General features: G+C 60.1%; 22 protein-coding genes. 9 read left to right on the forward strand and 13 right to left on the reverse strand.

The features are described 5' to 3' along the window. Nucleotides 1–79: 79 nt before the first annotated feature. The 11 genes from atpB to rpmH all read right to left on the reverse strand — a co-directional run bounded on the left by atpB (nucleotide 80) and on the right by rpmH (nucleotide 10,203). On the reverse strand, nucleotides 80–949 hold the full coding sequence (atpB, locus tag AB688_RS02065) for a F0F1 ATP synthase subunit A (protein WP_063541900.1): 870 nt from the start codon (nucleotides 947–949) through the stop codon (nucleotides 80–82). A 16-nt stretch (nucleotides 950–965) separates the two neighbouring features. Next, a complete protein-coding gene (locus tag AB688_RS02070) occupies nucleotides 966–1,373 on the reverse strand; it encodes a F0F1 ATP synthase subunit I (protein ID WP_063541902.1) in 408 nt (135 codons plus the stop codon). A gap of 149 nt (nucleotides 1,374–1,522) precedes the next feature. Beyond that, entirely contained in the window at nucleotides 1,523–2,395 is an 873-nt protein-coding gene (locus AB688_RS02075; protein ID WP_054893011.1) for a ParB/RepB/Spo0J family partition protein, read from the reverse strand. 9 nt (nucleotides 2,396–2,404) lie between these two features. Continuing rightward, nucleotides 2,405–3,196 (reverse strand): ParA family protein, encoded by a 792-nt coding sequence (locus AB688_RS02080; RefSeq protein ID WP_063541904.1) that lies wholly within the window; start codon nucleotides 3,194–3,196, stop codon nucleotides 2,405–2,407. An 18-nt stretch (nucleotides 3,197–3,214) separates the two neighbouring features. Beyond that, a complete protein-coding gene (gene rsmG / locus AB688_RS02085) occupies nucleotides 3,215–3,865 on the reverse strand; it encodes a 16S rRNA (guanine(527)-N(7))-methyltransferase RsmG (protein WP_063541906.1) in 651 nt (216 codons plus the stop codon). Beyond that, a complete protein-coding gene (gene mnmG / locus AB688_RS02090; RefSeq protein WP_063541908.1) occupies nucleotides 3,862–5,754 on the reverse strand; it encodes a tRNA uridine-5-carboxymethylaminomethyl(34) synthesis enzyme MnmG in 1,893 nt (630 codons plus the stop codon). Before mnmG ends, rsmG begins: the two co-directional genes overlap by 4 nt. 516 nt (nucleotides 5,755–6,270) lie before the next feature. Further along, complete coding sequence (gene mnmE / locus AB688_RS02095) at nucleotides 6,271–7,641, reverse strand: tRNA uridine-5-carboxymethylaminomethyl(34) synthesis GTPase MnmE (protein WP_063541910.1); 1,371 nt, start codon at nucleotides 7,639–7,641, stop codon at nucleotides 6,271–6,273. An 86-nt stretch (nucleotides 7,642–7,727) separates the two neighbouring features. Further along, nucleotides 7,728–9,410, reverse strand: coding sequence for a membrane protein insertase YidC (yidC, locus tag AB688_RS02100; protein WP_063541912.1), 1,683 nt, complete (start codon nucleotides 9,408–9,410; stop codon nucleotides 7,728–7,730). 2 nt (nucleotides 9,411–9,412) lie between these two features. Next, the gene (gene yidD, locus AB688_RS26000; protein WP_011536514.1) at nucleotides 9,413–9,658 is read right to left on the reverse strand and encodes a membrane protein insertion efficiency factor YidD; all 246 of its coding nucleotides are present in this window, start codon (nucleotides 9,656–9,658) and stop codon (nucleotides 9,413–9,415) included. After that, nucleotides 9,651–10,055, reverse strand: coding sequence for a ribonuclease P protein component (gene rnpA / locus AB688_RS26005; protein ID WP_081255180.1), 405 nt, complete (start codon nucleotides 10,053–10,055; stop codon nucleotides 9,651–9,653). Before rnpA ends, yidD begins: the two co-directional genes overlap by 8 nt. Nucleotides 10,056–10,068: 13 nt before the next feature. Continuing rightward, entirely contained in the window at nucleotides 10,069–10,203 is a 135-nt protein-coding gene (gene rpmH, locus AB688_RS26010; protein ID WP_003253163.1) for a 50S ribosomal protein L34, read from the reverse strand. A 578-nt stretch (nucleotides 10,204–10,781) separates the two neighbouring features. Between rpmH and dnaA the strand changes: the two genes are divergently transcribed. Genes dnaA through gyrB form a run of 4 tightly spaced genes read left to right on the forward strand, consistent with a single transcriptional unit; the run spans nucleotide 10,782 to nucleotide 17,002 of the window. Next, entirely contained in the window at nucleotides 10,782–12,314 is a 1,533-nt protein-coding gene (gene dnaA / locus AB688_RS02110; protein ID WP_063541914.1) for a chromosomal replication initiator protein DnaA, read from the forward strand. 40 nt (nucleotides 12,315–12,354) lie between these two features. Beyond that, entirely contained in the window at nucleotides 12,355–13,458 is a 1,104-nt protein-coding gene (dnaN, locus tag AB688_RS02115) for a DNA polymerase III subunit beta (protein WP_054893018.1), read from the forward strand. Nucleotides 13,459–13,473: 15 nt separating this feature from the next. Beyond that, entirely contained in the window at nucleotides 13,474–14,577 is a 1,104-nt protein-coding gene (recF, locus tag AB688_RS02120; protein ID WP_054893019.1) for a DNA replication/repair protein RecF, read from the forward strand. A gap of 4 nt (nucleotides 14,578–14,581) precedes the next feature. Then, nucleotides 14,582–17,002 (forward strand): DNA topoisomerase (ATP-hydrolyzing) subunit B, encoded by a 2,421-nt coding sequence (gene gyrB, locus AB688_RS02125; protein ID WP_063541916.1) that lies wholly within the window; start codon nucleotides 14,582–14,584, stop codon nucleotides 17,000–17,002. A 104-nt stretch (nucleotides 17,003–17,106) separates the two neighbouring features. On the opposite strand, the gene AB688_RS02130 is transcribed toward gyrB, so the two are convergent. Beyond that, a complete protein-coding gene (locus tag AB688_RS02130) occupies nucleotides 17,107–18,411 on the reverse strand; it encodes a sigma-54 interaction domain-containing protein (RefSeq protein ID WP_063541918.1) in 1,305 nt (434 codons plus the stop codon). A 226-nt stretch (nucleotides 18,412–18,637) separates the two neighbouring features. Here AB688_RS02130 and AB688_RS02135 point away from each other — a divergent pair, with 226 nt between their 5' ends. The 3 genes from AB688_RS02135 to AB688_RS02145 are packed head-to-tail and all read left to right on the forward strand — an operon-like array spanning nucleotide 18,638 to nucleotide 21,656. Further along, nucleotides 18,638–19,522 carry an MBL fold metallo-hydrolase gene (locus AB688_RS02135; RefSeq protein ID WP_054893022.1) on the forward strand — a complete coding sequence of 295 codons (885 nt, stop codon included), beginning with the start codon at nucleotides 18,638–18,640 and terminating at the stop codon, nucleotides 19,520–19,522. 38 nt (nucleotides 19,523–19,560) lie between these two features. Beyond that, nucleotides 19,561–20,841 carry an NAD(P)/FAD-dependent oxidoreductase gene (locus tag AB688_RS02140; RefSeq protein ID WP_063541920.1) on the forward strand — a complete coding sequence of 427 codons (1,281 nt, stop codon included), beginning with the start codon at nucleotides 19,561–19,563 and terminating at the stop codon, nucleotides 20,839–20,841. Further along, nucleotides 20,838–21,656, forward strand: a complete 819-nt coding sequence (locus tag AB688_RS02145; RefSeq protein ID WP_063541922.1) for a sulfite exporter TauE/SafE family protein — start codon at nucleotides 20,838–20,840, stop codon at nucleotides 21,654–21,656. Before AB688_RS02140 ends, AB688_RS02145 begins: the two co-directional genes overlap by 4 nt. Here the strand turns inward: AB688_RS02145 and AB688_RS02150 are convergent. Beyond that, nucleotides 21,645–22,532, reverse strand: coding sequence for a LysR family transcriptional regulator (locus tag AB688_RS02150; protein ID WP_063541924.1), 888 nt, complete (start codon nucleotides 22,530–22,532; stop codon nucleotides 21,645–21,647). The two genes, AB688_RS02145 and AB688_RS02150, sit on opposite strands and share 12 nt — an antisense overlap. A gap of 181 nt (nucleotides 22,533–22,713) precedes the next feature. Between AB688_RS02150 and AB688_RS02155 the strand changes: the two genes are divergently transcribed. Together AB688_RS02155 and AB688_RS02160 are read left to right on the forward strand one after the other, a co-directional pair. After that, nucleotides 22,714–24,363, forward strand: a complete 1,650-nt coding sequence (locus AB688_RS02155; RefSeq protein WP_063541926.1) for a GMC family oxidoreductase — start codon at nucleotides 22,714–22,716, stop codon at nucleotides 24,361–24,363. A 96-nt stretch (nucleotides 24,364–24,459) separates the two neighbouring features. Continuing rightward, nucleotides 24,460–26,079 (forward strand): MFS transporter, encoded by a 1,620-nt coding sequence (locus AB688_RS02160; protein ID WP_063541928.1) that lies wholly within the window; start codon nucleotides 24,460–24,462, stop codon nucleotides 26,077–26,079. Nucleotides 26,080–26,259 lie beyond the last annotated feature (180 nt).

Below are 26,259 nucleotides of genomic sequence, written 5' to 3' on the forward strand. Positions count from 1 at the left end.
TTGAAACAACTGCCCTTGCGGACTTTTTCAGTCTTACCCCCGAACAGGCGGGGAAGACTATCAGACACGCCAGGCGGTCTTAATGGTTATCTTCGTGCGCCATCGACAGGTAGACGATGGTGAGCATCATGAAGATGAATGCTTGCAGCGTGATGATCAGGATGTGGAACACCGCCCACGCCCACTGCAGCGCCACACCCAGGCCGCTGAGCCAGAGGATGCCGGTGCCGAACATCACGGCGATCAGGATGAACACCAGCTCGCCGGCATACATGTTGCCGAACAGACGCAGTGCCAGGGAGATCGGTTTGGCGATCAGGGTGACGAATTCCAGCAGGAAGTTCACCGGGATCAGCAGGATCTGCACGAAGATGTTCTTGCTACCGAACGGGTGGAGCGTGAGCTCACCGATGAAGCCGCCGATGCCCTTGACCTTGATGCTGTAGAAGATGATCAGCGCGAACACGCTCAGGGCCATGCCCAGGGTGGCGTTCGGGTCGGTGGTCGATACGGCACGGAAAGGAATGTGCGGATCGCCCGAGATCAGGATCGCCAGCTGCGGAATCCAGTCGACCGGTACCAGGTCGATGGCGTTCATCAGGAACACCCAGACGAAGATGGTCAGGGCCAGCGGTGCGATGACCGGGCTACGACCGTGGAACGAGTCCTTCACGCTGCCGTGAACGAAGTCGACCAGTACTTCGACGAAGTTCTGCAGGGCACCAGGCTGACCGGAGGTCGCCTTCTTGGCCGCCATGCGGAAGATGAACAGGAAGATCAGACCCAGTGCAACGGACCAGCCCAGGGTGTCCAGGTGGAATGCCCAGAAGCCCATTGCCTTGGCTTCGGCAGCCGAATGGGCCAGGCCCCAACTGCCGTCTGGTAGTTGACCGTAGGTCAGGTTCTGCAAGTGGTGCTGGATATAGCCCGAAGCGGTTTCTGCTGCCATGGTTGCCTCAAACGCCCTAAGGTCTCGAAAGTCTTTTATTCATCAGCAGTGGCGCGAACCAGCTGACCGTGAGAGTCAGCAGGAAGACGCCGAATACTGCTAACGGCGCCAGTGGCTTCACTCCTGCAAAGGTCAGTGCGAACAGCACTGCCGTCAAAATCAATTTGCCTGCCTCGCCTGCGTAGAACGACTTGACGATGGCCTGCGCCGCCCGGGCTCCGCTGAAGCGAAAAGCCTTCCAGGCGAAATACACGTTGGGCAGCCAGCCGATCAAACCTCCACAGAGGCCCGAATAACCGCTGACCTTGCCCTGCCACTGCCACAACACCAACGTTGCCAGCAATAACACCCCAAATTGAGCCAGCAGTACCGGGAAAACCACCCAGCGATGGAAAGGCAGGCGGTTTGGCGTGCGGATTTCCATCAAAACTGCTCCTCGAAAGTCGACTGCCCAGTCAGCTATGACTTGGCATAATTTGTGCCGACAAAATGCGCGCAGAGTATAGGGGTGGATTAACCCCTATTCAACTCTTGGGTAGTGATTTCCGACTGCGCGCTACAACGGGAATTGTTTCAGCGGATGTGAGCAAGTACACCCTGAAGCTCGTCGAGGGAGTTGTAGCGAATGACCAACTGGCCCTTGCCCTTGTCACCATGGCGAATCTGCACCGAAGAGCCCAGGCGCTCTGCCAGCCGCTGTTCCAGCCGGGCAATATCCGGATCAGGTTTGCTCGATTCCACCGGCTCAGGCTTGCCGTTGAGCCACTGACGCACCAGTGCCTCGGTTTGGCGCACGGTGAGGCCTCGTGCGACAACATGTCGCGCCCCTTCTTCCTGCCTGCTTTCCTCAAGCCCCAGCAATGCGCGCGCATGGCCCATTTCCAGGTCGCCGTGGGCGAGCATGGTCTTGATCGCCTCAGGGAGGCTGATCAGGCGCAGCAGGTTGGCTACGGTGACGCGCGACTTGCCCACGGCATCGGCCACCTGTTGCTGGGTCAGCTCGAACTCCTGCTGCAACCGCTGCAGGGCAAGGGCTTCTTCCAGCGGGTTGAGATCCTCGCGCTGGATGTTTTCGATCAGTGCCATCGCGATGGCTGCTTCGTCAGGCACTTCACGGACCATGGCCGGAATAGTGTCCAGACCAGCCTGCTGGGTGGCGCGCCAGCGACGCTCACCGGCGATGATCTCGTAGCGGCCTTCGCCAATCGGGCGAACCACGATCGGCTGCATCACACCATGATTGCGGATCGAATGCGCCAGCTCTTCCAGCGCCTCCGGGTCCATGTCACGGCGAGGTTGGTACTTGCCACGCTGGATAAGTTCGACCGGCAGGCGCTGCAGTTCCTTCTGGTCGACCGTGACAGCCTGCTCTTCGAGCGCGCTGACGGAAGGACCACTGAGCAGTGCATCCAACCCACGTCCGAGACCGCGTTTCTTGATGGCCATGCGGATTCCTTAAGTTGTTTGTGCAGTGCGGGATTGACGGCGCTGACGGCGCACCAGTTCACCAGCCAGGGCCAGGTAGGCGAGCGCACCACGTGATTGCTTGTCGTAGGCCAGCGCCGGCATACCGAAGCTCGGAGCCTCGGCCAGGCGAATGTTGCGCGGAATCACGGTGTCGTAGAGCTGATCGCCGAAATGCTCCTTGAGCTGGGCCGAAACATCGTTGTTCAGGCTCAGGCGCGGGTCGTACATTGTCCTCAGCAGGCCTTCGATCTTCAGCTCCGGGTTCAACCGGGCAGCGATGCGCTTGATGTTATCCACAAGGTCGCTCAGGCCTTCCAGCGCGTAGTACTCGCACTGCATGGGAATGATCACGCCATCGGAAGCGACCAAGGCGTTCAGCGTCAGCATCGACAAAGAAGGCGGGCAGTCGATGAGGATGTAGTCGTAGTTGTCGCGGATAGGCGCCAGCGCATTGCGCAGGCGGCTCTCCTTCATCTGCATTTCCAGCAGCACCACCTCTGCCGCGGTGAGGTCACGGTTGGCGGGCAACAGCTGGAAGCCGCCGTGCTCGGAGTACTGCATGGCCTGGGCCAGGTCGCATTCCCCGATCAACAGGTCGTACACCGAGTGTTCGAGCTCGTGTTTATCCACACCGCTGCCCATGGTGGCGTTGCCCTGTGGATCGAGGTCGATCAGCAGCACGCGACGCTTGGTCGCGGCCAGCGATGCGGCGAGATTGATGCAGGTGGTGGTCTTGCCGACACCACCCTTCTGGTTCGCGATTGCGAATACCTTAGCCATTGTTGCGTGTGTTCCCAGTCAAGCCTTGCGGCGCAGTATCAGCAGATGGCGCTGGCCCTGGCAACCTGGAACGGTCAGGGCCTGCTCGCTTTCCACTGTGAAGTCTGCGGGCAATGCTACCAGTTCATCGGCAGGATGCAGCCCCTTCATTGCAAGCCATTGCGTTCGGGTGTCACCCAGGTGGCGGGTCCAGTTGGTGAAATTCTCCATGCTGCTGAAGGCGCGAGAGATGATGCCGCAGAACGGCTGCTCGGGCTGGACCTCTTCCACGCGGCTGTGGATAACCGTCAGGTTGTCGAGTTTCAGCTCCATCTTCACCTGCGTCAGGAAGCGGGTCTTCTTGCCGTTGCTGTCCAGCACCGTCACTTGCTTGTGCGGATGCAGGATAGCCAGCGGGATACCAGGCATGCCGCCGCCGCTGCCGACATCCAGCCAGCGCTGGGTGTCATTGTGGATAAACGGCATGACGCTGAGGCTGTCGAGCAGATGGCGCGACACCATCTCGTCCGGATCGCGCACTGCGGTCAGGTTGTAGGCCTTGTTCCATTTGATCAACAGGGCCAGGTACCCCAGCAGCAGTTCGTGCTGCTGCGCACTCAGCTCGACTCCAAGCTGGCGCGCACCTGTGGACAACTCTTCGGCATGTTGCGGGGTGACCAGGGAACTCAAGCGCTTTGCTCCAATTCGCGGCCAGCGCCGCGTTTTTTCAGGTGAATCAGCAACAGGGAAATTGCCGCCGGGGTAACGCCGGGAATACGCGAAGCCTGGCCGAGAGTTTCCGGACGGGTCTGGCCGAGCTTGCTCTGGATTTCCTTGGACAACCCGGAAATGCCAGCGTAGTCGATATCCACAGGCAGGCGAGTGTCTTCGCTGGCGCGCAGCCTGGCGATCTCGTCCTGCTGGCGATCGATGTAGCCAGCGTACTTGGTCTTGATCTCGACCTGTTCGGCCACCTGTGGATCGATTACATCGCCGCCTGTGGCTTCGATCAGCCCGGCGTAGTCGATCTCGGGGCGCGCCAGCAAGTTGAGCAGGTTGTACTCGTGGGCCAACGGAGTACCGAACTTATCCACAACGGCCTGACCTTGCGGGGTACCCGGGCGGATCCAGGTGCTCTTCATGCGCTGTTCTTCGCGTTCGATGCCTTCGCGCTTGGCAGTGAAGGCGGCCCAGCGCTCATCGTCGACCAACCCCAGTTCGCGGCCTTTCTCGGTCAGACGCAGGTCGGCGTTGTCTTCGCGCAGGATCAGCCGGTATTCGGCACGCGAAGTGAACATGCGGTAAGGCTCCTGGGTACCCAGGGTGATCAGGTCATCGACCAGCACGCCGATGTACGCCTCGTCACGGCGTGGGCACCAGCTTTCGCGCCCCTGCGCACGCAGCGCGGCGTTGGTGCCGGCCAGCAGGCCCTGCGCGCCGGCTTCTTCGTAGCCGGTGGTGCCGTTGATCTGACCTGCGAAGAACAAGCCGCCGATGACCTTGGTCTCGAGGCTGTACTTGAGATCACGCGGATCGAAGTAGTCGTACTCGATGGCATAACCCGGACGCACGATGTGCGCGTTCTCCATGCCACGGATCGAACGAACGATCTGCAGTTGCACATCGAACGGTAGCGAGGTCGAGATGCCGTTGGGATACAGCTCATGGGTGTTCAAGCCTTCCGGCTCGATGAATACCTGATGGCTTTCCTTGTCGGCGAAGCGATGGATCTTGTCCTCGATCGACGGGCAGTAGCGCGGGCCAATGCCTTCGATCACACCGGAATACATCGGTGAACGGTCGAGGTTCGAGGCGATGATCTCGTGGGTACGGGCGTTGGTGTGGGTGATCCAGCAACTGACCTGCCGCGGATGCATCTGGGCACTGCCCATGAACGACATCACCGGGATCGGGGTATCGCCTGGCTGTTCGCCCATCACCGAGAAATCTACCGAGCGGCCATCGATACGCGGCGGTGTGCCAGTTTTCAAACGGCCGACACGCAGCGGCAGCTCACGCAGACGATGAGCCAGGGCAATGGCGGGAGGATCACCTGCGCGGCCACCGGAGTAATTCTGCAGGCCGATGTGGATAAGTCCACCGAGGAAGGTGCCGGTAGTCAGCACCACAGAGTCGGCGAAGAAGCGCAGGCCCATCTGTGTCACCACACCCTTGACCTGGTCCTGCTCGACGATCAGGTCATCGCAGGACTGCTGGAATATCCACAGGTTCGGCTGGTTTTCCAGGATCTCGCGGACTACGGCCTTGTAGATGGCGCGGTCGGCCTGTGCACGGGTGGCGCGTACCGCCGGCCCCTTGCGGTTGTTCAGGATGCGGAACTGGATGCCGCTCTTGTCGGTAGCCAGCGCCATGGCGCCGCCGAGCGCATCGATTTCCTTGACCAGGTGGCTCTTGCCGATGCCACCGATGGCCGGGTTGCAACTCATGTGACCGAGGGTTTCCACGTTATGGGTCAGCAGCAGGGTTTTCACACCCATGCGTGCGGACGCAAGCGCAGCCTCGGTACCGGCATGGCCGCCGCCGATGACGATCACTTCAAAACGGGAAGGGAAATCCACCACGCACCTCGTGCCTGTTTTTGCGAATAGAGAAGGTAAGCCGACAAGTATAGGGACATCACCCGCTCTAGTGAAACCGTCTGAGCAAATTTTGACCAATCTGTGGATGAATGGCGGCAATAGAAATCAAAAAGGAAAAATTTATAAAAGCTTTGTTTTTATGTTTATTCTTAGGCGGCTATCCACATGTGGATAAGTGCTTTTAAGCCAGTATTCATAATGCCTGTAGAGAATCATAACCCTGTGTTGAAGGTGGGCTGAGGGCTCTGGATAACGGCGTTTAACCTGTGGATTAAAGTTCGTGTTACCCACAGGTGGGTTTGTCCTCAGAAAAAAAGCCTGGTTATCAACGGACCTGAAGGCCAGTTTTCCACAGGGCTTCTGATGATCGTTTTAGACCTGTGGATGAGATTTACACGCGGGTGATCGATTCAAGAGAAGCCCGCTTCCGGGTTTCCGGCAGGCAAAAAAAAGCCGCTCCTCACTGGAGCGGCCTTGGTATTGCCGGGCTGTGCGTTACTTACCGATGCAGAAGCTCGAGAAGATCCTTCCGAGCAGGTCATCCGAGCTGAAGGCACCGGTGATCTCTCCCAGGGCGTGCTGAGCCTGGCGCAGGTCCTCTGCCAGCAACTCACCGGCGCCAGCGAGTGTCAGTTGGGCATGACCATGATCAAGGTGTGCACTGGCCTGGCGCAGCGCATCCAGATGCCGCCTTCGTGCGCTGAAGCTGCTTTCCGCAGTCTGTTCATAACCCATGCAGGCCTTGAGGTGGTCACGCAGCAGATCCAGCCCCGTGGCATCACCCTTCGCGCTGAGAGTGATCGTCACGTGGCCATCGTCACTCTGCTCGATGCCTGCACGCTCGCCACTCAGGTCGGCCTTGTTGCGAATCAGCGTGACCTTGGCCGGATCCGGTCGTTGATCGAGGAACTCGGGCCACAGTGCGAACGGATCGTTGGCCTCAGGCGCTGTGGAATCCACCACCAGCAGCACCCGGTCAGCTTCGCCAATGGCCTTGAGAGCACGCTCCACACCGATCTTTTCCACGTGATCGTCGGTAGCGCGCAGTCCTGCGGTATCCACCACGTGCAGCGGCATGCCATCGATGTGGATATGTTCGCGCAGAATGTCCCGGGTGGTGCCGGCGATGTCTGTGACGATTGCCGCTTCGCGACCAGCCAACTGGTTGAGCAGGCTGGACTTGCCGGCATTCGGACGGCCGGCGATCACGACGGTCATGCCATCGCGCAGCAGCGCGCCTTGACCAGCCTCGCGCTGCACTGTGGATAACTCGCTCCTGACTGCTTCAAGCATCTTCAGCACGTGACCGTCGGCCAGGAAGTCGATTTCTTCTTCGGGAAAATCGATAGCCGCCTCGACATAAATCCGCAGTGCGATCAATGCCTCGGTCAATGCATGGACACGCTTGGAGAAGGCACCTTGCAGCGAACGCAGGGCATTGCGTGCGGCTTGGGTGGAACTGGCTTCGATCAGATCGGCGATCGCTTCAGCCTGGGCCAGGTCGAGCTTGTCGTTGAGGAACGCTCGCTCGCTGAACTCGCCAGGACGGGCAAGGCGGCAGCCCAATTCGACACAGCGCTGCAGTAGCATGTCGAGCACAACCGGCCCTCCATGCCCCTGCAGTTCCAGAACGTCTTCACCGGTGAACGAGTTGGGGCCAGGGAAGAACAGCGCGATGCCTTCATCCAGGACCAGGCCATCGTCGCCACGGAAGGGCCCGTAGTGAGCATGGCGCGGGGTCAGTGTACGTCCGGTGATGGCCTGACCGGCCTGGCTCGCCAATGGCCCGGACAAACGGACGATACCGACGCCACCACGGCCTTGGGCGGTGGCGATGGCGGCAATGGTTTCACGCACGGTATTCATGCTCGAAAGCCTCTACGACAAAACGACGGATAGCAAAAACGCCCCACGAGGGGGCGTTTTTATTCACAGGCTAATGGATCGGCCTGTCAAGCAGCAGCTTTTTTGGTTGCTGCTTCGATGCGACGGGTGATGTACCACTGCTGAGTGATCGACAGGCAGTTGTTCACAACCCAGTACAGCACCAGACCAGCCGGGAACCACAGGAAGAAGAAGGTGAAGATGATTGGCATCATTTTCATGACCTTCGCCTGCATCGGATCCGGTGGCGTCGGGTTCAGACGCTGCTGGATGAACATGGTGGCGCCCATGATGATCGGCAGGATGAAGAACGGATCCTTGATCGACAGGTCGGTAATCCACAGCATCCAAGGGGCCTGGCGCATCTCGACGCTTTCCAGCAGTACCCAGTACAAGGCCAGGAACACTGGCATCTGTACCAGGATCGGCAAGCAGCCACCCAGCGGGTTGATCTTCTCTTTCTTGTACAGCTCCATCATCGCCTGGGACATCTTCTGGCGATCATCGCCGAAGCGTTCCTTGAGCTGGGCCAGTTTCGGCGCCACGGCACGCATGCGCGCCATCGAACGGTAGCTGGCAGCCGACAGCGGGAAGAACAGGCCCTTGATGAGCATGGTCAGAACGATGATCGACCAGCCCCAGTTACCCAGCAGGCTGTGGATATGTTGCAGCAGCCAGAAGATCGGCTGGGCAATGAACCACAGGAAGCCGTAGTCGACGGTCAATTCCAGGCCTGGGGACAATTCCTTGAGCTTGGACTGGATCTTCGGACCGGCATACAGCATGGCGCTGGTCTCGACCTTGCCGCCGGCAGGCACGTTCAGCGCGGGGCCGGTGTAGCCGATGATGTAGTTGCCCTGGCTGTCCTTGCGGGTCTGTACCACGTTGTTGTCCGACTTGGCCGGAATCCACGCGGTCACGAAGTAGTGCTGCAGCCATGCTACCCAGCCGCCAGACACATTTTCTTTCAAACTTCCTTTGTCGATGTCCTTCATCGACACCTTCTTGTACGGCTCCGCACTTGTCCACAGGGCGGCGCCCAGGTAAGTCGCGGTACCGGTCGCGGTGCTCGAGGAAGGATCGGAGCTGGCGTCACGCTTGAGCTGGGCAAACATGTTGCCGGTCCAGGCCGCGCCGCTCTGGTTGTCGATCAGGTAGCTGACGGTCAGGTCGTACTCACCGCGCTTGAAGCTGAAGCGCTTGATGTAGTTGACGCCGTTCTCGCTGAACTTGAGGTCGACCACCAGTTGGTCCTGACCGTCGGTCAGTTGGAAGCTCTTCTGCTCGGCAGCGTACAGCGGACGACCGCTCGAACGGGCATCCGGGCCATTCGCGCCGGTCAGGCCGCTCTGTGCCAGATAGACACGCTCGCCACCGTTGTCGAACAACTGGAAGGCGATGTCCGGATGATCCTGACGGCGTGGGTACTTGGGCAGGGTCAGCTGGACGATGTCACCGCCGACCGGGTCGATAGCCAGGTCCAGGACATCGGTCTTGACCCGGATCAGGTCCTTGCTGAGCGCGACTGGCGCGATTTCAGCGGGGCTGGCTTCGGCATTGGCGCTCGGCACATCGGCGCTGGCGCCGTTATTGCTTGCCGGCACGGTGTCCGGCAGTGCCGGTGCAGCGTTGCTGGCAGCAGTATGCTGAGTCGGCAGGGCTGCCTGACCATAGTCCTGGTTCCACTTGAGGACCAGAACGTAGGACACGATTGCCAGGGCGACGATCAGGATCGTGCGTTTAATATCCATGATTACTCGGCTATCGAAGAAGTTCGGGAGGAAGGAGCAGGCGGGACGGGATCGAAACCGCCATCATTCCACGGATGACAACGACCCAGGCGACGAACGGCAAGCCACCCGCCACGCAAGAGGCCATGGTTTTCTATGGCTTCGTACGCGTAACAGGAGCAACTGGGGTAGAAACGACAGTGACTGGCCATCAGAGGACTGATGGCGTAACGGTAGAACTGGATCGGAACGAGGGCCAGTTTACGCATCGTGACTGTCTACCCGTGCGGAATCGGCAGGTACCGCTGGAGAGGGCCGACTGCGGGCCAGGCGCTTCCAGAGTTTGCCAAAGTGTTGGTGCAATTCTGGGTTTTCTATCTCACCCAACCCCTTGCGCGCGACGATCACGATATCCAGTCCAGCCAGGCTTTGCTGGTTCAGACGGAAAGAGTCGCGCATCAGGCGTTTGAGGCGGTTGCGTTGAACGGCGAGCTTGACGCTCTTCTTGCCGATCACCAGGCCGAGGCGTGGATGATCGAGGCCGTTCTCGCGGGCAAGGATGAGCAGGCTTTTCCCTGGAACCTTGCCGGTTGGGGAGTCGAAGACTGCTTTGAAATGCCGGGGTGTAAGCAGTCGCTTATCCCGACTGAAGTCCTGACTCACCACCTGTGCCGAAAAATCAAATTGCCAGACGCTTACGGCCTTTGGCACGACGACGCGACAGAACAGCGCGGCCGTTCTTGGTGGCCATACGGGCACGGAAACCGTGGGTGCGCGCGCGCTTGATGGTGCTTGGTTGGAAAGTACGTTTCATGGCGTGTTACCTGGGTTGTCGACAACGGGCCGGGATGGCCCCCTTTTTAAGAGACCGGCGATTCTAGAGAAAGCAAGACGATAGGTCAATTTCCAACCAGCATTCCTTATAGGCGGCCTTTCCTTCTGACTGGTCGAGAGAGCAGTTGATTCACACCGAACAGATGCTCAACATGAAAAAAAGAGAGACATATAGAAAGCTTTTCTGAAGAACTTATAGATCTTAAGTGGATAAGTATCTGTGGATAACCTTCTGCAGGCCACAAGCTATCGACTGTACAGAGAATCATAAGTATGTCGGTAACAGGTGCTTTGGCTGTGCCGGAACCGCGGAAAAGCTGTGGATGGAAGTGGTGTTTATCCACAGATGAATTATCCACAGGGTTGAGCCCTGGGTTGTGCATAGGCCTCACGTGCCGTTATCCACAGGGCTTATTTTCGACTTGCAGGGTCGTTTTTGCCTCTAAATGACTGATTTGGCACAGCTCAACACGCCACGACATGTGGATAAGTGAATGCTCGCCCGGTACAATGGCGGTTTGTTTTTGCCTCATCCGGCTTTCAACTCAGGGGATATCCGTGTCAGTGGAACTTTGGCAGCAGTGCGTGGAGCTTCTGCGCGACGAACTGCCTGCCCAGCAATTCAACACCTGGATCCGTCCGCTACAGGTCGAAGCCGAAGGCGACGAGTTGCGCGTCTATGCGCCTAACCGTTTCGTTCTCGATTGGGTCAATGAAAAGTACCTCGGCCGCCTGCTCGAACTGCTGGGTGAACAAGGCAACGGCCTTGCACCTGCCCTCTCCTTATTAATAGGCAGTCGCCGTAGCTCCGCACCGAGGGCGGCACCTAACGCGCCGGTCAGTGCCGCGGTCGCTGCATCGCTGGCTCAGAGTCAGGCCAAGCCCCCCGTCCAGTCACCGGCGGTTGCCAGCGCACCGGTCACGGCGCCCGAACCTGCGTTGGTCAGTGAGGTGGAGGAATCTGCAGCCTCCCAGGATGGTTTCGACGGGATGGGCGATTCGACGCCTGCGCCTGCGGCGACCGCGCGCACCGAGCAACGGACCGTCCAGGTCGAAGGGGCGCTCAAGCACACCAGCTACCTGAACCGAACCTTCACCTTCGAGACCTTCGTGGAGGGTAAGTCCAACCAGCTGGCACGCGCTGCGGCCTGGCAGGTTGCCGACAACCCCAAGCACGGCTACAACCCACTCTTCCTTTATGGAGGCGTGGGCTTGGGTAAGACGCACTTGATGCATGCTGTGGGTAACCACCTGCTGAAGAAGAACCCGAATGCCAAGGTCGTCTACTTGCACTCGGAGCGTTTCGTCGCCGACATGGTCAAGGCGTTGCAGCTGAACGCCATCAACGAATTCAAGCGCTTCTACCGTTCGGTGGACGCGCTGTTGATCGACGATATCCAGTTCTTCGCCCGCAAGGAGCGTTCCCAGGAAGAGTTCTTCCACACCTTCAATGCCCTGCTCGAGGGTGGACAGCAGGTCATTCTCACCAGTGACCGCTACCCTAAAGAGATCGAAGGCCTGGAAGAGCGCCTGAAGTCGCGCTTTGGTTGGGGCCTGACCGTGGCTGTCGAGCCACCGGAACTGGAAACCCGTGTAGCGATCCTGATGAAGAAGGCCGACCAGGCCAAGGTCGAACTGCCGCACGATGCTGCGTTCTTCATCGCCCAGCGCATCCGCTCCAACGTGCGCGAACTGGAAGGCGCATTGAAGCGGGTGATCGCTCACTCGCACTTCATGGGGCGAGACATCACCATCGAGTTGATTCGCGAATCGCTCAAGGATCTGCTGGCACTGCAAGACAAGCTGGTCAGTGTGGATAACATCCAGCGCACGGTCGCCGAGTACTACAAGATCAAGATCTCCGATCTGTTGTCCAAGCGCCGCTCGCGCTCTGTCGCGCGCCCACGGCAGGTGGCCATGGCGTTATCCAAGGAGCTGACCAACCACAGTCTGCCCGAGATTGGCGACATGTTCGGCGGTCGGGATCACACCACCGTGCTGCACGCATGCCGCAAGATCAACGAATTGAAGGAATCCGACGCGGACATCCGCGAGGACTACAAGAACCTGCTGCGCACGCTGACCACCTGATGGGTGTCGGCGCAGCTCTTTGAAGGCAAGGGACTAGACCATGCATTTCACCATTCAACGCGAAGCCCTGTTGAAACCCCTGCAACTGGTCGCAGGCGTCGTCGAGCGCCGCCAGACCTTGCCGGTCCTGTCCAACGTGCTGCTGGTCGTGCAAGGCCAGCAGTTGTCGTTGACCGGTACCGACCTGGAAGTCGAACTGGTTGGCCGCGTGCAGCTGGAAGAGCCGGCTGAGCCCGGCGAGATCACCGTCCCGGCGCGTAAGCTGATGGATATCTGCAAGAGCCTGCCCAGCGATGCGCTGATCGATATCAAGGTCGATGAGCAGAAGCTGCTGGTCAAGGCTGGCCGTAGCCGTTTCACCCTGTCGACCCTGCCGGCCAACGACTTCCCCACCGTGGAAGAAGGCCCGGGTTCGCTCACCTGCAACCTGGAGCAGAGCAAACTGCGTCGCCTGATCGAGCGCACCAGCTTCGCCATGGCCCAGCAGGACGTTCGCTACTACCTCAACGGCATGCTGCTGGAAGTTTCCACCGACACCCTGCGCGCTGTCGCCACTGACGGTCACCGTCTGGCACTGTGCGCCATGCAGGCACCCATCGGCCAGGCCGAGCGTCACCAGGTCATCGTGCCGCGCAAAGGTATTCTGGAGCTGGCGCGTCTGCTGACCGATCCGGAGGGCATGGTCAGTATTGTCCTGGGCCAGCACCACATTCGTGCGACCACCGGTGAGTTCACCTTTACCTCGAAACTGGTGGACGGCAAGTTCCCGGATTACGAGCGTGTACTGCCCAAGGGCGGTGACAAGCTGGTGATCGGTGATCGCCAGGCGCTGCGTGAAGCCTTCAGCCGTACTGCGATCCTGTCCAACGAGAAGTACCGCGGCATCCGCCTGCAACTGGCCTCCGGCCAGCTGAAGATTCAGGCCAACAACCCCGAGCAGGAAGAAGCTGAAGAAGAGATCAGCGTCGACTACGAAGGCGGTTCGCTGGAGATCGGCTTCAACGTCAGCTATCTGCTGGACGTCCTGGGAGTCATGACCACTGAGCAGGTTCGTCTGATTCTCGCCGACTCCAACAGCAGCGCCCTGCTGCAGGAAGCCGGTAATGACGACTCGTCCTACGTTGTCATGCCGATGCGTCTGTAACCTGTAGCAGGCCAAATGTCCCTTCGACGTCTTTCGGTCACCGCGGTGCGCAATCTGCACCCGGTGACCCTCTCCCCCTCTCCTCGCATCAACATCCTCTACGGCGCCAATGGCAGCGGAAAGACCAGTGTGCTCGAGGCCGTGCACCTTTTGGGGCTGGCACGCTCATTTCGTAGTACCCGATTGAACCCTGTCATCCAGTACGAACAGCCGACCTGTACTGTATTCGGCCAGGTTGAAATCACCGATGGTGCGACGAGCAATCTTGGCGTTTCGCGCGAGCGACAAGGGGACTTCACCATTCGCATCGACGGCCAGAATGCGCGCAGTGCAGCACAACTGGCTGAAATGCTGCCGCTGCAGTTGATCAATCCGGACAGCTTCCGCCTGCTCGAAGGTGCTCCCAAGGTGCGCCGTCAGTTCCTGGATTGGGGAGTGTTCCACGTGGAACCTCGATTCATGGCGACCTGGCAGCGCTTGCAGAAGGCCCTGCGGCAGCGGAACTCATGGCTGCGACATGGTACACTTGACGCTGCTTCGCAAGCCGCCTGGGACCGAGAACTGTGTCTCGCCAGCGCGGAAATAGATGAATACCGTCGCAACTATATCAAGGCCTTGAAGCCTGTCTTCGAGCGGACCCTGAGCGAACTGGTCGAGCTGGACGGATTGACCCTTAGCTACTATCGGGGCTGGGACAAGGATCGGGACCTCAGTGAAGTCCTCGCAACCTCTCTCCTTCGCGATCAGCAGATGGGCCATACCCAGGCCGGTCCGCAGCGTGCTGACCTACGCCTGAGATTGGGCGCCAATAACGCGGCCGATATCCTGTCTCGTGGTCAGCAAAAGCTGGTCGTTTGTGCCCTGCGGATTGCCCAAGGGCACCTCGTCAGCCAGGTTCGTCGCGGTCAGTGTATTTATCTGGTGGATGACTTGCCGTCCGAATTGGACGATCAGCATCGCCGCGCGCTGTGTCGCTTGCTTGAAGAATTACACTGCCAGGTTTTTATCACCTGTGTAGATCACGAATTACTGAGGGAAGGCTGGCAGACGGATACGCCAGTTGCTTTGTTCCACGTGGAACAAGGCCGTATCACCCAGACCCACGACCATCGGGAGTGAAGGCATGAGCGAAAATCAAACGTACGACTCCTCCAGCATCAAGGTGCTGAAAGGGCTGGATGCCGTGCGCAAGCGTCCCGGCATGTACATTGGCGACACCGATGATGGTAGCGGCCTGCACCACATGGTCTTCGAAGTGGTCGACAACTCGATCGACGAAGCGCTCGCCGGTCATTGCGATGACATTACGGTCATCATCCATCCGGACGAGTCCATCAGTGTTCGCGACAACGGTCGTGGCATTCCCGTCGACGTGCATAAAGAGGAGGGCGTTTCCGCCGCCGAGGTCATCATGACCGTACTGCACGCCGGTGGTAAGTTCGATGACAACTCCTACAAGGTTTCCGGCGGTCTGCACGGTGTAGGTGTTTCGGTGGTGAACGCCCTCTCCGAGAAGCTGGTCCTGACCGTTCGCCGTAGCGGAAAGATCTGGGAACAGACCTACGTCCACGGTGTGCCGCAAGCTCCGATGGCAGTGGTCGGCGAAAGCGAAACCACCGGTACCCACATCCACTTCAAGCCTTCGGCGGAGACCTTCAAGAATATTCACTTCAGCTGGGACATCCTGGCCAAGCGAATTCGTGAGCTGTCGTTCCTCAACTCGGGCGTCGGTATCCTGCTGAAGGACGAGCGCTCCGGCAAGGAAGAGTTCTTCAAATACGAAGGTGGCCTGCGCGCTTTCGTTGAATACCTGAACACCAACAAGACCCCGGTGAACTCCCAGGTCTTCCATTTCAACGTCCAACGTGACGATGGCGTGGGTGTCGAAGTTGCCCTGCAATGGAACGACAGCTTCAACGAAAACCTGCTGTGCTTCACCAACAACATTCCGCAGCGCGACGGCGGTACTCACTTGGTGGGCTTCCGTTCCTCGCTGACCCGCAGCCTGAACAGCTACATCGAGCAGGAAGGCCTGGCCAAGAAGAACAAGGTCGCGACCACAGGTGACGATGCCCGTGAAGGCCTGACCGCGATCATCTCGGTGAAGGTGCCGGATCCGAAGTTCAGCTCGCAGACCAAGGACAAGCTGGTTTCCTCGGAGGTGAAGACCGCCGTGGAGCAGGAGATGAACAAGTACTTCGCCGACTTCCTGTTGGAAAACCCCAACGAAGCCAAGGCGGTCGTTGGCAAGATGATCGATGCGGCGCGTGCCCGTGAAGCAGCGCGCAAGGCGCGGGAAATGACCCGCCGCAAAGGTGCGCTGGATATCGCTGGTCTGCCGGGCAAGCTTGCCGACTGCCAGGAAAAGGACCCTGCCCTGTCCGAACTGTACCTGGTGGAGGGTGACTCCGCAGGTGGTTCGGCCAAGCAAGGTCGTAACCGCCGCACCCAGGCAATCCTGCCGTTGAAGGGCAAGATCCTCAACGTCGAGAAGGCCCGCTTCGACAAGATGATCTCGTCTCAGGAAGTTGGCACGCTGATTACCGCCCTGGGCTGCGGCATCGGCCGTGAAGAATACAACATCGACAAGCTGCGCTATCACAACATCATCATCATGACCGATGCTGACGTTGACGGTTCGCACATCCGTACCCTGCTTTTGACCTTCTTCTTCCGTCAGTTGCCGGAGCTGGTCGAGCGCGGTTACATCTACATTGCCCAGCCACCGCTGTACAAGGTGAAGAAAGGCAAGCAGGAGCAGTACATCAAGGACGACGAGGCCATGGAAGAATACATGACCCAGTCGGCCCTGGAAGATGCCAGCCTGCACCTGGACGAATCGGCGCCAGCCGTTTCGGGTGTTCAACTCGAGGCACTGGTCAATGAGTTCCGCGGAGTGATGAAGACGCTCAAGCGCCTGTCGCGCCTGTACCCGGAAGAGCTGACCGAGCACTTCATCTACCTGCCGGAAGTCACTCAGGCGCAGTTGGCCGATTACGCGACCATGCAAGCCTGGTTGGGCAAATTCCAGGAGCGCCTGAACAACAGCCAGAAGTCCGGTCTGACCTACCAGGCCAGCCTGCGCGAAGACAAGGAACGCAACATCTGGCTGCCGGAAGTCGAAGTTACTTCCCACGGCCTGGCCAGCTACGTGACCTTCAACCGCGAGTTCTTCGGCAGCAACGACTATCGTTCGGTAGTCGTGCTGGGCGCCAGGTTGGCGACTTTGCTTGGCGAGGGTGCCTATGTTCAGCGTGGTGAGCGTCGCAAGGCAGTCACCGAGTTCAAAGAGGCCCTCGATTGGCTGATGAACGAAACCACCAAGCGCCACACCATCCAGCGATACAAAGGGCTGGGTGAGATGAACCCGGATCAGCTGTGGGAAACCACCATGGACCCGACCGTGCGCCGCATGCTCAAGGTCACCATCGAGGATGCGATCGCAGCCGACCAGCTGTTCAATACCTTGATGGGTGACGCGGTGGAACCTCGTCGTGACTTCATCGAAAGCAACGCGTTGTCGGTGTCCAATCTGGACTTCTGATTACGCGCTTCAGCTACGAAAAAGCCAAGGCCTGTCGCCTTGGCTTTTTCGTTTTCCGAGACGCGAAACACAAATGTTCCACGTGAAACACTGTTCGAATGGCGTCAGGCTTCAAGGTCCTTGAGCCTTCGGTACAAGGTGCGTTCACTCATCCCCAGCTGTTTGGCCAGCTCGCGTCGCGACCCCTGAAAGCTGTCCAGCGCTTGCGCCAGCGCTCTCAATTCATGCAACTCGCGTGACTGCTGTCTCGCCGGTGAATCAGCCCCAGTGTCTTCGAGCAGATGCTCACTGCGAATCAAACCATCATCGGCGAACAACCAAGCCCGCTCCAGCATGTTACGCAGCTCACGAATATTTCCCGGAAACGGATGCAGGTTGAGGCGCTCGAGTGCGTCATGGCTGATTCGAGGTGCGCCGTTGCCCGCGATGCGCTGCAACAGACTCTCAATCAGCAGCGGCAAGTCTTCGACACGCTCACGCAGTGCCGGCAGACGAATCGGAAATCCGCTGATGCGGTAATACAGGTCTTCACGGAAGGCGCCCTGCGCGACCATTGCCTTGAGCGGCTTGTGTGTCGCCGACACCAGGCGGAAATCCGAGTGTACGGTGCGCAGGCTGCCCACCGGGCGAAAACTACCGGTCTCGATCAAGCGCAGCAGTTTGACCTGCATGGCCAGCGGCACTTCACCGATCTCGTCCAGGAACAGGGTGCCGCCATGCGCCGCCTCGGCCAGACCGACCTTGCGTTGGGTCGCGCCGGTGAACGCGCCCTTCTCGTAACCAAACAGCTCACTCTCGAACAGCGACTCGGTGAGACCGGTGCAATCGACGACCACCAGCGGGCCGTTGGCGCGTGGGCTACCCAGGTGCAGAGCGCGGGCGAACAGCTCCTTGCCCGTTCCTGACTCACCTTGGAGCAGCACCGGAATTTGAGCCGGAGCAGCCCGTCGAAGGCTGGCGAGTGCTGACTTGAAAGCCGGAGACTGCCCGACCAGCCCCTGCTGCTGAGGTTGTGCGGAGGCCAGGGTGATGCTGGTCAGCCGTTCGACGAATGCCACCACCCTGCCCTGCTCGTCGAGGATCGGGCGCAGTTCGACGTCCACATGCTCCGGCCCGCGCGGGGTGTGATGAATGTGCAGCACGCGCTCCGGAACCTTGCTGTCCCATGCCTTGCGCAGCGGACAATGCTCCCCCGCCTGATCGCAGGGCACGGCGTAATGGTGCGAAACCCTGTGGCACTTCTCCCCCAGGGGGGCGCGATCCTGTGTGGCGAACTGGCGTCGATACGCCGCGTTGGCGGCAAGAATGTTGTAGTCGGTATCGAGCACGATGGCGGGCAGCACATCGTGTTCGAGGTAGGACACCAGCGCGAGGATGGCAGGATGGGTTGCAGCGGGAAGCTCGGACATGGGGGCACCGGCAAAAACTACCCGGCGAGGTTAACAAGGACTGCCAATCACTGCCAGCAGCTGTCAGATGACTGCCAATCTTCCTGGCAGTCTTTAACTATTGTGTTGGTACAACGCCCGCAAATGCGGGACTTATCCGCCAGAAATGGCCTGGCATGCATCTTGATAAAGCGTCTGTTCCTGCCGATGCCTCTGTTCAAGCTGCGGCAGCGTTATGGAGACTGTGATGATCATTGGCAACAACCTTCATGTGGAAGCCCTGTTCGACCCGGCGACTTCGACCATCAGCTACCTGCTCATGGACCGTGAAACACGGCACTGCGCATTGATAGACAGCGTGCTGGATTACGATCCGAAGTCAGGCCGTACCAGCCACGCATCTGCCGACAGGTTGATCTCACAGGTCGAGGCGTTGGGCGCCAAGGTGCAGTGGATTCTTGAAACCCACGTGCATGCGGACCACCTTTCGGCAGCGGCCTACCTCAAGCAACGGCTGGGCGGCCAGATTGCCATTGGCGCCCACATCACCCAGGTACAGAAAACCTTCGGTTCGCTGTTCAACGCCGAGCCTGGTTTTGCCCGTGACGGTAGCCAGTTCGACGTGTTGTTCGAGGATGAGGAAGGGTTTCGCATCGGCAACCTGCATGCCCGAGCCCTGCACACGCCCGGGCACACCCCCGCGTGCATGAGCTACATGATCGAGGATGCGGGCGAGACTGCCGTGTTTGTCGGCGACACACTGTTCATGCCTGACTACGGCACTGCCCGTTGCGATTTCCCCGGCGCCAGCGCTCGCACACTGTATCGCTCGATCCGTCGCTTGCTGGCCTTCCCTGACCAGACCCATTTGTTCATGTGCCATGACTACCTCCCCGGTGGCCGCGAACTGCGTTACGTGACCACGGTTGCCGAGCAGCGCGCCAGCAACATCCACATTCACCAGGGCATCAGTGAAGACAGCTTTGTCGAGATGCGCGAAGCCCGAGACAAGACCCTCGACATGCCGGTGCTGATCCTGCCGTCGGTGCAGGTCAACATGCGCAGCGGCCAGTTGCCTGAGCCGGAAGACAACGGCGTGCGCTACCTGAAGATCCCGCTGAACCTGTTCTGAGCCATTCGGCTCTCTGACCAATATTCAAAGGAAATACCATGTCTGCCTTGCTGTCCCCTGCCGTTGCGCCCGGTACCGAACACCACAAGGTGTTGATCGTGGGCGCCGGAGCCGCCGGTATCGCAACGGCGTCGAGCCTGATCAAACGCGATCCGTCGCTGGACATCGCCCTGATCGATCCTTCAGAGGTTCATTACTACCAGCCTGGCTGGACCATGGTGGGGGCCGGTGTGTTCACCGCGTCGTCCACCGCTCGAACCACGGCGTCAACCCTGCCACGGGGTGTGCAGTGGGTAAAGGCACGAGTGGTGGGCTTCGATCCACAGGCGCAAACGGTCATGCTGGAGGATGGGCGAGCCGTCAGTTACGAACAATTGGTGGTCTGCCCTGGCCTCAAACTCGACTGGGCGGCCATCGACGGCCTGGAGGAGACCCTTGGGCGCAACGGTGTGACCTCCAACTACCGCTATGACCTGGCCCCCTACACCTGGGAGCTGGTGCAGACGCTCAAGCAGGGCCGCGCACTGTTCAGCCAACCGCCGATGCCGATCAAGTGTGCCGGTGCCCCACAGAAGGCCTTGTACCTGTCCTGTGATCACTGGCTGCGCGCGGGCCGGCTGGGCGCCATCAAGCCCGCGTTCTTCAACGCCGGAGCCGTGCTGTTCGGTGTTGCCGACTACGTGCCGGCACTGATGAGCTACATCGACAAGTACGGTGTCGACCTCAACTACGGCCAGCGCCTGGTGGCGGTCGATGGCCCGAATCAACAGGCGACCTTCGTGCGAACCCTCGCCGACGGCAGCAGCGAAACGTGTACCGAAGCGTTCGACATGCTGCACGTGGTGCCGCCCCAGGTCGCCCCGGATTTCATCCGGCAAAGCCCATTGGCTGATGCTTCCGGATGGGTGGATGTCGATCCGCACAGCTTGCGCCACCGCCAGTTCGCCAACATTCATGCCCTGGGTGACGTGATCAACACCAGCAATGCCAAGACCGCAGCGGCAGCACGCAAGCAGGCACCGGTGGTGGCCAATAATGTACTGGTGGCGCTTGGGCGCTTGCCGACACCGGTCGCCTACGACGGCTATGGCTCCTGCCCGTTGACCGTGGAACGCGGCAAGATCGTGCTGGCCGAGTTCACCTATGGCGGCAAGCTGGCACCGAGTTTTCCACGTTGGTTGCTCGATGGACGCAAGCCTACACGCTTGGCCTGGCTGCTCAAGGCACGGGTGCTGCCGCCGCTTTACTGGCAGGCGATGCTCAAGGGCCGGGAATGGTTGGCCCGGCCTCAGCCGTTAGCCGCTGAGACGTCGAAGTGATCGAGCATCAGTTTCTCGGCGCCGGGTTGGGCGCGATCATTGGTGCTGTGCTGGCACTGACAGGTGCAGGAGGCGGGATTCTCGCGGTGCCGCTTCTGGTCTTCGGCCTGGGGCTGTCGATGGTCGAGGCGGCGCCGATCGGTTTGCTGGCGGTCGGCCTGGCGGCTGCCGTGGGCGCCGGGTTGGGCCTGCGGCAAGGGCTGGTGCGTTATCGCGCAGCGTTGTTCATTGCGGCAATCGGTATCGTCTGTGCGCCTTTCGGCCTGATGCTGGCGCACCGTTTACCGAATACACCGCTGGCGTTGGTCTTCGCCTGCGTGCTGATGTATGCCTGCCTGCGCATCTGGCGCAAGGCGGCGCGTGAGCTGCGCGGCGAATCGCCATGCGGTGAGCGACAAATCATGCCTTGCGTGCTCAACCCCTTGCAGGGGCGCCTGCGCTGGACCCTCCCCTGTGCCCGCGCCCTGGCGTTCACCGGCATGTTGTCCGGGCTGCTGTCCGGCCTACTGGGCGTCGGTGGCGGATTCGTCATCATCCCGGCCTTGAACCGCTATACCAATCTGGACATGAAAAGCATCGTTGCCACATCGCTGGCGGTGATCGCGTTGGTGTCCACCGGCAGTGTGGTGAGTGCGAGCCTGGGAGGGGTGATGCACTGGCAGGTTGGTGCGCCGTTCGCCTTCGGCGCGGTGCTCGGGTTGCTGGCAACTCGCCCGCTGGCCGGCAAGTTGGCAGGGCCGCGTCTGCAGCAACTGTTCGTGGTGGTGGGGATCGGGGCTGCGCTCTCGCTGGCGGTCAAGGCGCTACTCGGCTAGCAACTCGTGCTGCTGTTCGGCACAGAGCTTGAGCAGGTAATCCCAGACCACCCGCAGGCGTACCGACTTGTGCAGCTCGCGACGTGTGCAGATCCAATAGCTGCGCTGGATGGTCTCGCTAGGCAGCACGCGCACCAGGCCTGGGTCGTGGCGACCCATGTAGTTGGGCAGCACGGCGATGCCCAGGCCGGCGCGCGCGGCCTGCTGCTGGGCGATCACGCTGGTGCTGCGGAATATCACGTTTGGCGCGCGGCAGAAGCTGTTGAGGAACAACAGTTCCTGGCTGAAGATCAGGTCGTCCACGTAACCGATCCAATTGTGCCGGGCCAGGTCATCGCGGTTGCGCAGCGGCGGTGCACGGTCGAGATAGTACTGGCTGGCGTAGAGGGCCAGGCGGTAGTCGGTGAGCTTGCGGGTGATCAGCAGGTCGGCATTGGGGCGTTCCAGGTGAATGCTGATTTCGGCTTCGCGGTTGAGAATGCTGACGAAGCGCGGCACCGCCACCAGTTCGACTTCAAGCCCCGGATAGCGCTCGAACAGGGCCCCCAGGCGCGGGGTGAAGAACATGATGCCGATGCCTTCGGTAACGCCCAGGCGTATCTTGCCCAGCGGCGTGATGGCCTGGGTGATTTCCTCCTGCGCCAGCAGGGCGACGTTTTCCATGGCCTCGGCGTGCTTGAGCAGTGCCTGGCCCGAGGGGGTGAGCTCGTACCCTTGGGCATGCTGGACGAACAGCGCGGTACCCAGGCTTTTCTCGATGTTCTCGATATGGCGGGCAACGGTGCTGTGGGTCGTGTTGAGGCGCTTGGCCGCTGTGAGCAGGCGGCCGCTGCGCTGCAACTCGAGGAAAAACCGCAGATCGTTCCAGTCGAACATGCTGATCCTTTCGGTTGTTCTGGCGGTCTGTTCGCGGGCAAGCCCGCTCCTACAGGCGGCGGATAAAGACCTACCGTTGTGAAAAAACGCACAACGGCTGCGCAAAATCTCGTGTTTCCACCGCGAAATTAATCAATAAGATGGGTAGGGACAAGAATAATAATCAGGCGCGAGGTTTCACATGCCATCTGCCGATTCTGTCTTCGATTACGTGGTCGTAGGGGCCGGTCCCGCCGGATGCCTGCTGGCCAATCGATTGTCTGCAGACCCTGCCTGCCGCGTCCTGCTGCTCGAGGCAGGCGGGCGCGACAACTACCCCTGGATTCACGTCCCCGTCGGTTACCTCTACTGCATCGGCAATCCCCGCACCGACTGGTGCTTCAAGACCGAAGCCCAGCCTGGGCTGGACGGTCGCAGCCTCGGCTATCCGCGAGGGAAGGTGCTGGGCGGTTGTTCCTCCATCAACGGCATGATCTACATGCGTGGCCAGGCTGCGGACTATGACCGCTGGGCCGAGCAAGGCAACGACGGCTGGAGCTGGAACGATGTACTGCCGTTGTTCAAGGCCAGTGAAAGCCACTTCGCTGGCGCCAGCGAGAGCCATGGTGCCGACGGCGAATGGCGGGTCGAGCAGCAGCGCTACAGCTGGCCGATCCTCGACGCCTTCCGCGATGCCGCCGAACAGAGCGGTATCGGCAAGGTCGGTGACTTCAATACCGGCGACAACCAAGGCTGTGGATACTTTCAGGTCAACCAGCGCAGTGGTGTGCGCTGGAATGCCTCGAAGGCTTTCTTGCGGCCCGTCCAGTCTCGCCCGAACCTCACTGTGCTCACCGATGTTCAGGTTGACCAGGTCGTGCTCGACCACGCCCGCGCCACTGCTGTGAAGGCACGCTGGCAAGGGGCCTGGCATGAGTTTCGTGCCCGGCGCGAGATCGTCCTGTGCGCAGGCTCCGTCGGTTCGCCTGGCATCCTGCAGCGTTCGGGCATCGGCCCGCGCAAGCTGCTCGAAGACCTGGGGATAACGGTGCGTCACGAATTGCCAGGCGTGGGCGGAAACTTGCAGGACCACCTGCAATTGCGCCTGATTTACCAGATCCAGAACACCCGCACGCTCAACCAGATGGCCAACAGTCTGTGGGGCAAGCTGGGCATGGGCCTGCGCTATCTCTACGACCGCAGCGGGCCGCTGGCCATGGCGCCGAGCCAGTTGGGCGCATTCGTGCGCTCGAGCCCGGAGCAGGCCACCGCCAACCTGCAGTATCACGTGCAGCCGTTGTCGCTCGAGCGTTTCGGCGAGCCGTTACACCGCTTCCCTGCCTTCACGGCTTCGGTGTGCAACCTGCGCCCAGCCAGCCGCGGGCGTATCGACATCCGCTCGGCAGACATGAATGCAGCGCCGCTGATCGACCCCAACTACCTCAGCGACCCACAGGACCTGCAGGTCGCCGCCGATGCGATTCGCATCACCCGACGCATCGTCCAGGCCCCTGCCCTGGCCGCGTTCGAACCCAAGGAATACCTGCCGGGTCCTTCGCTGCAGACCGAGCAACAACTGCACGAGGCCGCCGGCAAGATCGGCACCACCATCTTCCACCCGGTCGGCACTTGCCGCATGGGCAATGGGCCGCTGGACGTTGTGGATAAACAGCTGCGCGTCCATGGCATACCTGGCCTGCGCATCGCCGATGCCTCGATCATGCCGCAGATCGTCTCCGGCAATACCTGTTCACCCACATTGATGATCGCCGAGAAGGCGGCACAACTGATTCTCAAGGGGGCCCCAAGCCACAGCAACCTCAGCGACACCAGCGCGATACCGACGCCCTGACCGGGTGCGTGCAACACCGGCAGCTTGCGGTCGATGGCTGCCGACAGTGGAACAAGAAAAATAATCACTGTGGCCTGCGGGCCGAGGACAGCAACGATGTCGGATTACATTCAAGAGCAGGGCGCGGCAGCCACCAGCGGCAGCCGGCGTGAGGAACGCAAGATCATTTTCGCGTCATCCCTCGGGACGGTGTTCGAGTGGTATGACTTCTTTCTCTATGGCGCGCTGGCGGCGGTGATCAGCAAGCAGTTCTTTGCCGGGGTCAACGACACCACCGCTTTCATCTTTGCCTTGATGGCCTTTGCCGCAGGCTTCCTCGTGCGGCCTTTCGGTGCCTTGGTATTCGGGCGCCTGGGCGACATGATCGGGCGCAAGTACACCTTCCTGGTGACCATCGTGCTGATGGGCCTGTCGACCTTCGCGGTCGGCCTGTTGCCTACCTACGCCAGCATCGGCATCGCCGCACCGATCATCCTGGTGATCCTGCGCATGCTCCAGGGCCTGGCCCTGGGCGGCGAATACGGTGGTGCGGCCACTTACGTGGCCGAGCATGCCCCGCCTGGCAAGCGCGGGTTCCACACCGGCTTCATTCAGTCCACTGCCACCCTCGGCTTGCTGCTGTCACTGATTGTTGTGCTGGGCAGCCGTTACATCAGTGGCGACCAGTTCGAGACCTGGGGCTGGCGCCTGCCGTTCCTGCTGTCGATCGTGCTGCTGGGTATCTCCACCTGGATTCGCATGAGCATGCACGAGTCGCCAGCCTTCGTGAAAATGAAGGCCCAGGGCAAGATCAGCAAGTCGCCGATCCGCGAGTCGTTCACCTCCTGGCCCAACCTCAAGGTGGTGCTCACCGCCCTGTTCAGCATCAACGCCGGCCAGGCCGTGACCTTCTACACCGCCCAGTTCTACGTGCTGTTCTTCATGACCCAGATGCTCAAGATGGACCCGGCCCAGGCCAATACCCTGCTGATCATCAGCGTGGTGATCGGTGCGCCGTTCTTCGTGTTCTTTGGTTGGCTGTCGGATCGTGTGGGACGCAAACCTATCCTGATGATCGGCCTGCTGCTGGCGACCGTGTGCTACTTCCCGATGTTCAAGGCGCTCAGCCACTACGCCAATCCGCAGATCGACGCCGCCAGCCGGCAGTCGCCGATCGTGGTCAGTGCCGACCCGCAAGGCTGCACCTTCCAGTTCGATCCGGTGGGCAAGGCACGCTTCGACAGCCCCTGCGACAAGGTCAAGACGTTCCTGGTCAAGCAGGGCCTGCCCTACAGCTCGGTTGCTGCAACGGGCAGCGACGTTTCTGTGAGCATCGGCGACAAGACCATCAACGGCTTCGATGAAGTCGCGATGCGCACGGCTATCGAGCAGGCGGGCTATCCAGCCAAGGCCGACCCTGCCCATGTGAACCAGGTGATGGTGGTGGTGCTGATCGTGGCGATGATCCTGATCGCGACCATGACCTACGGACCACTGGCAGCGGTAATGGTCGAGCTGTTCCCCACACGCATCCGCTACACCTCGATGTCGCTGCCCTATCACATCGGTAACGGCTGGTTCGGTGGCTTCCTGCCGACGGTGTCGTTCGCGCTGGTGGTGTACACCGGAGATATCTTCTATGGGCTGTGGTACCCGGTATTGATCACCGGCATCAGCCTGGTGGTGGGGATCTTCTGCCTTAAAGAGACCAAGGATGTGGACATCGACAAGGTGTAGCAGCGGGTTGACCCGCGACGCAGACACCTCCGTTGCCCAGGCATAAAAAAACCGGCGTAAAAGCCGGTTTTTTTATGCCTCGAAAAAACTTATGCACGATTTTCGAAAAAACGTCATACAGAGAAATAAATAGCTAATTCAATAGCTTATCTACGATCCGAAAGCATTAATCCAAAAATT

The organism is Pseudomonas putida (genome assembly GCF_001636055.1).
GTDB classification, from domain to species: Bacteria; Pseudomonadota; Gammaproteobacteria; order Pseudomonadales; family Pseudomonadaceae; genus Aquipseudomonas; species Aquipseudomonas machongensis.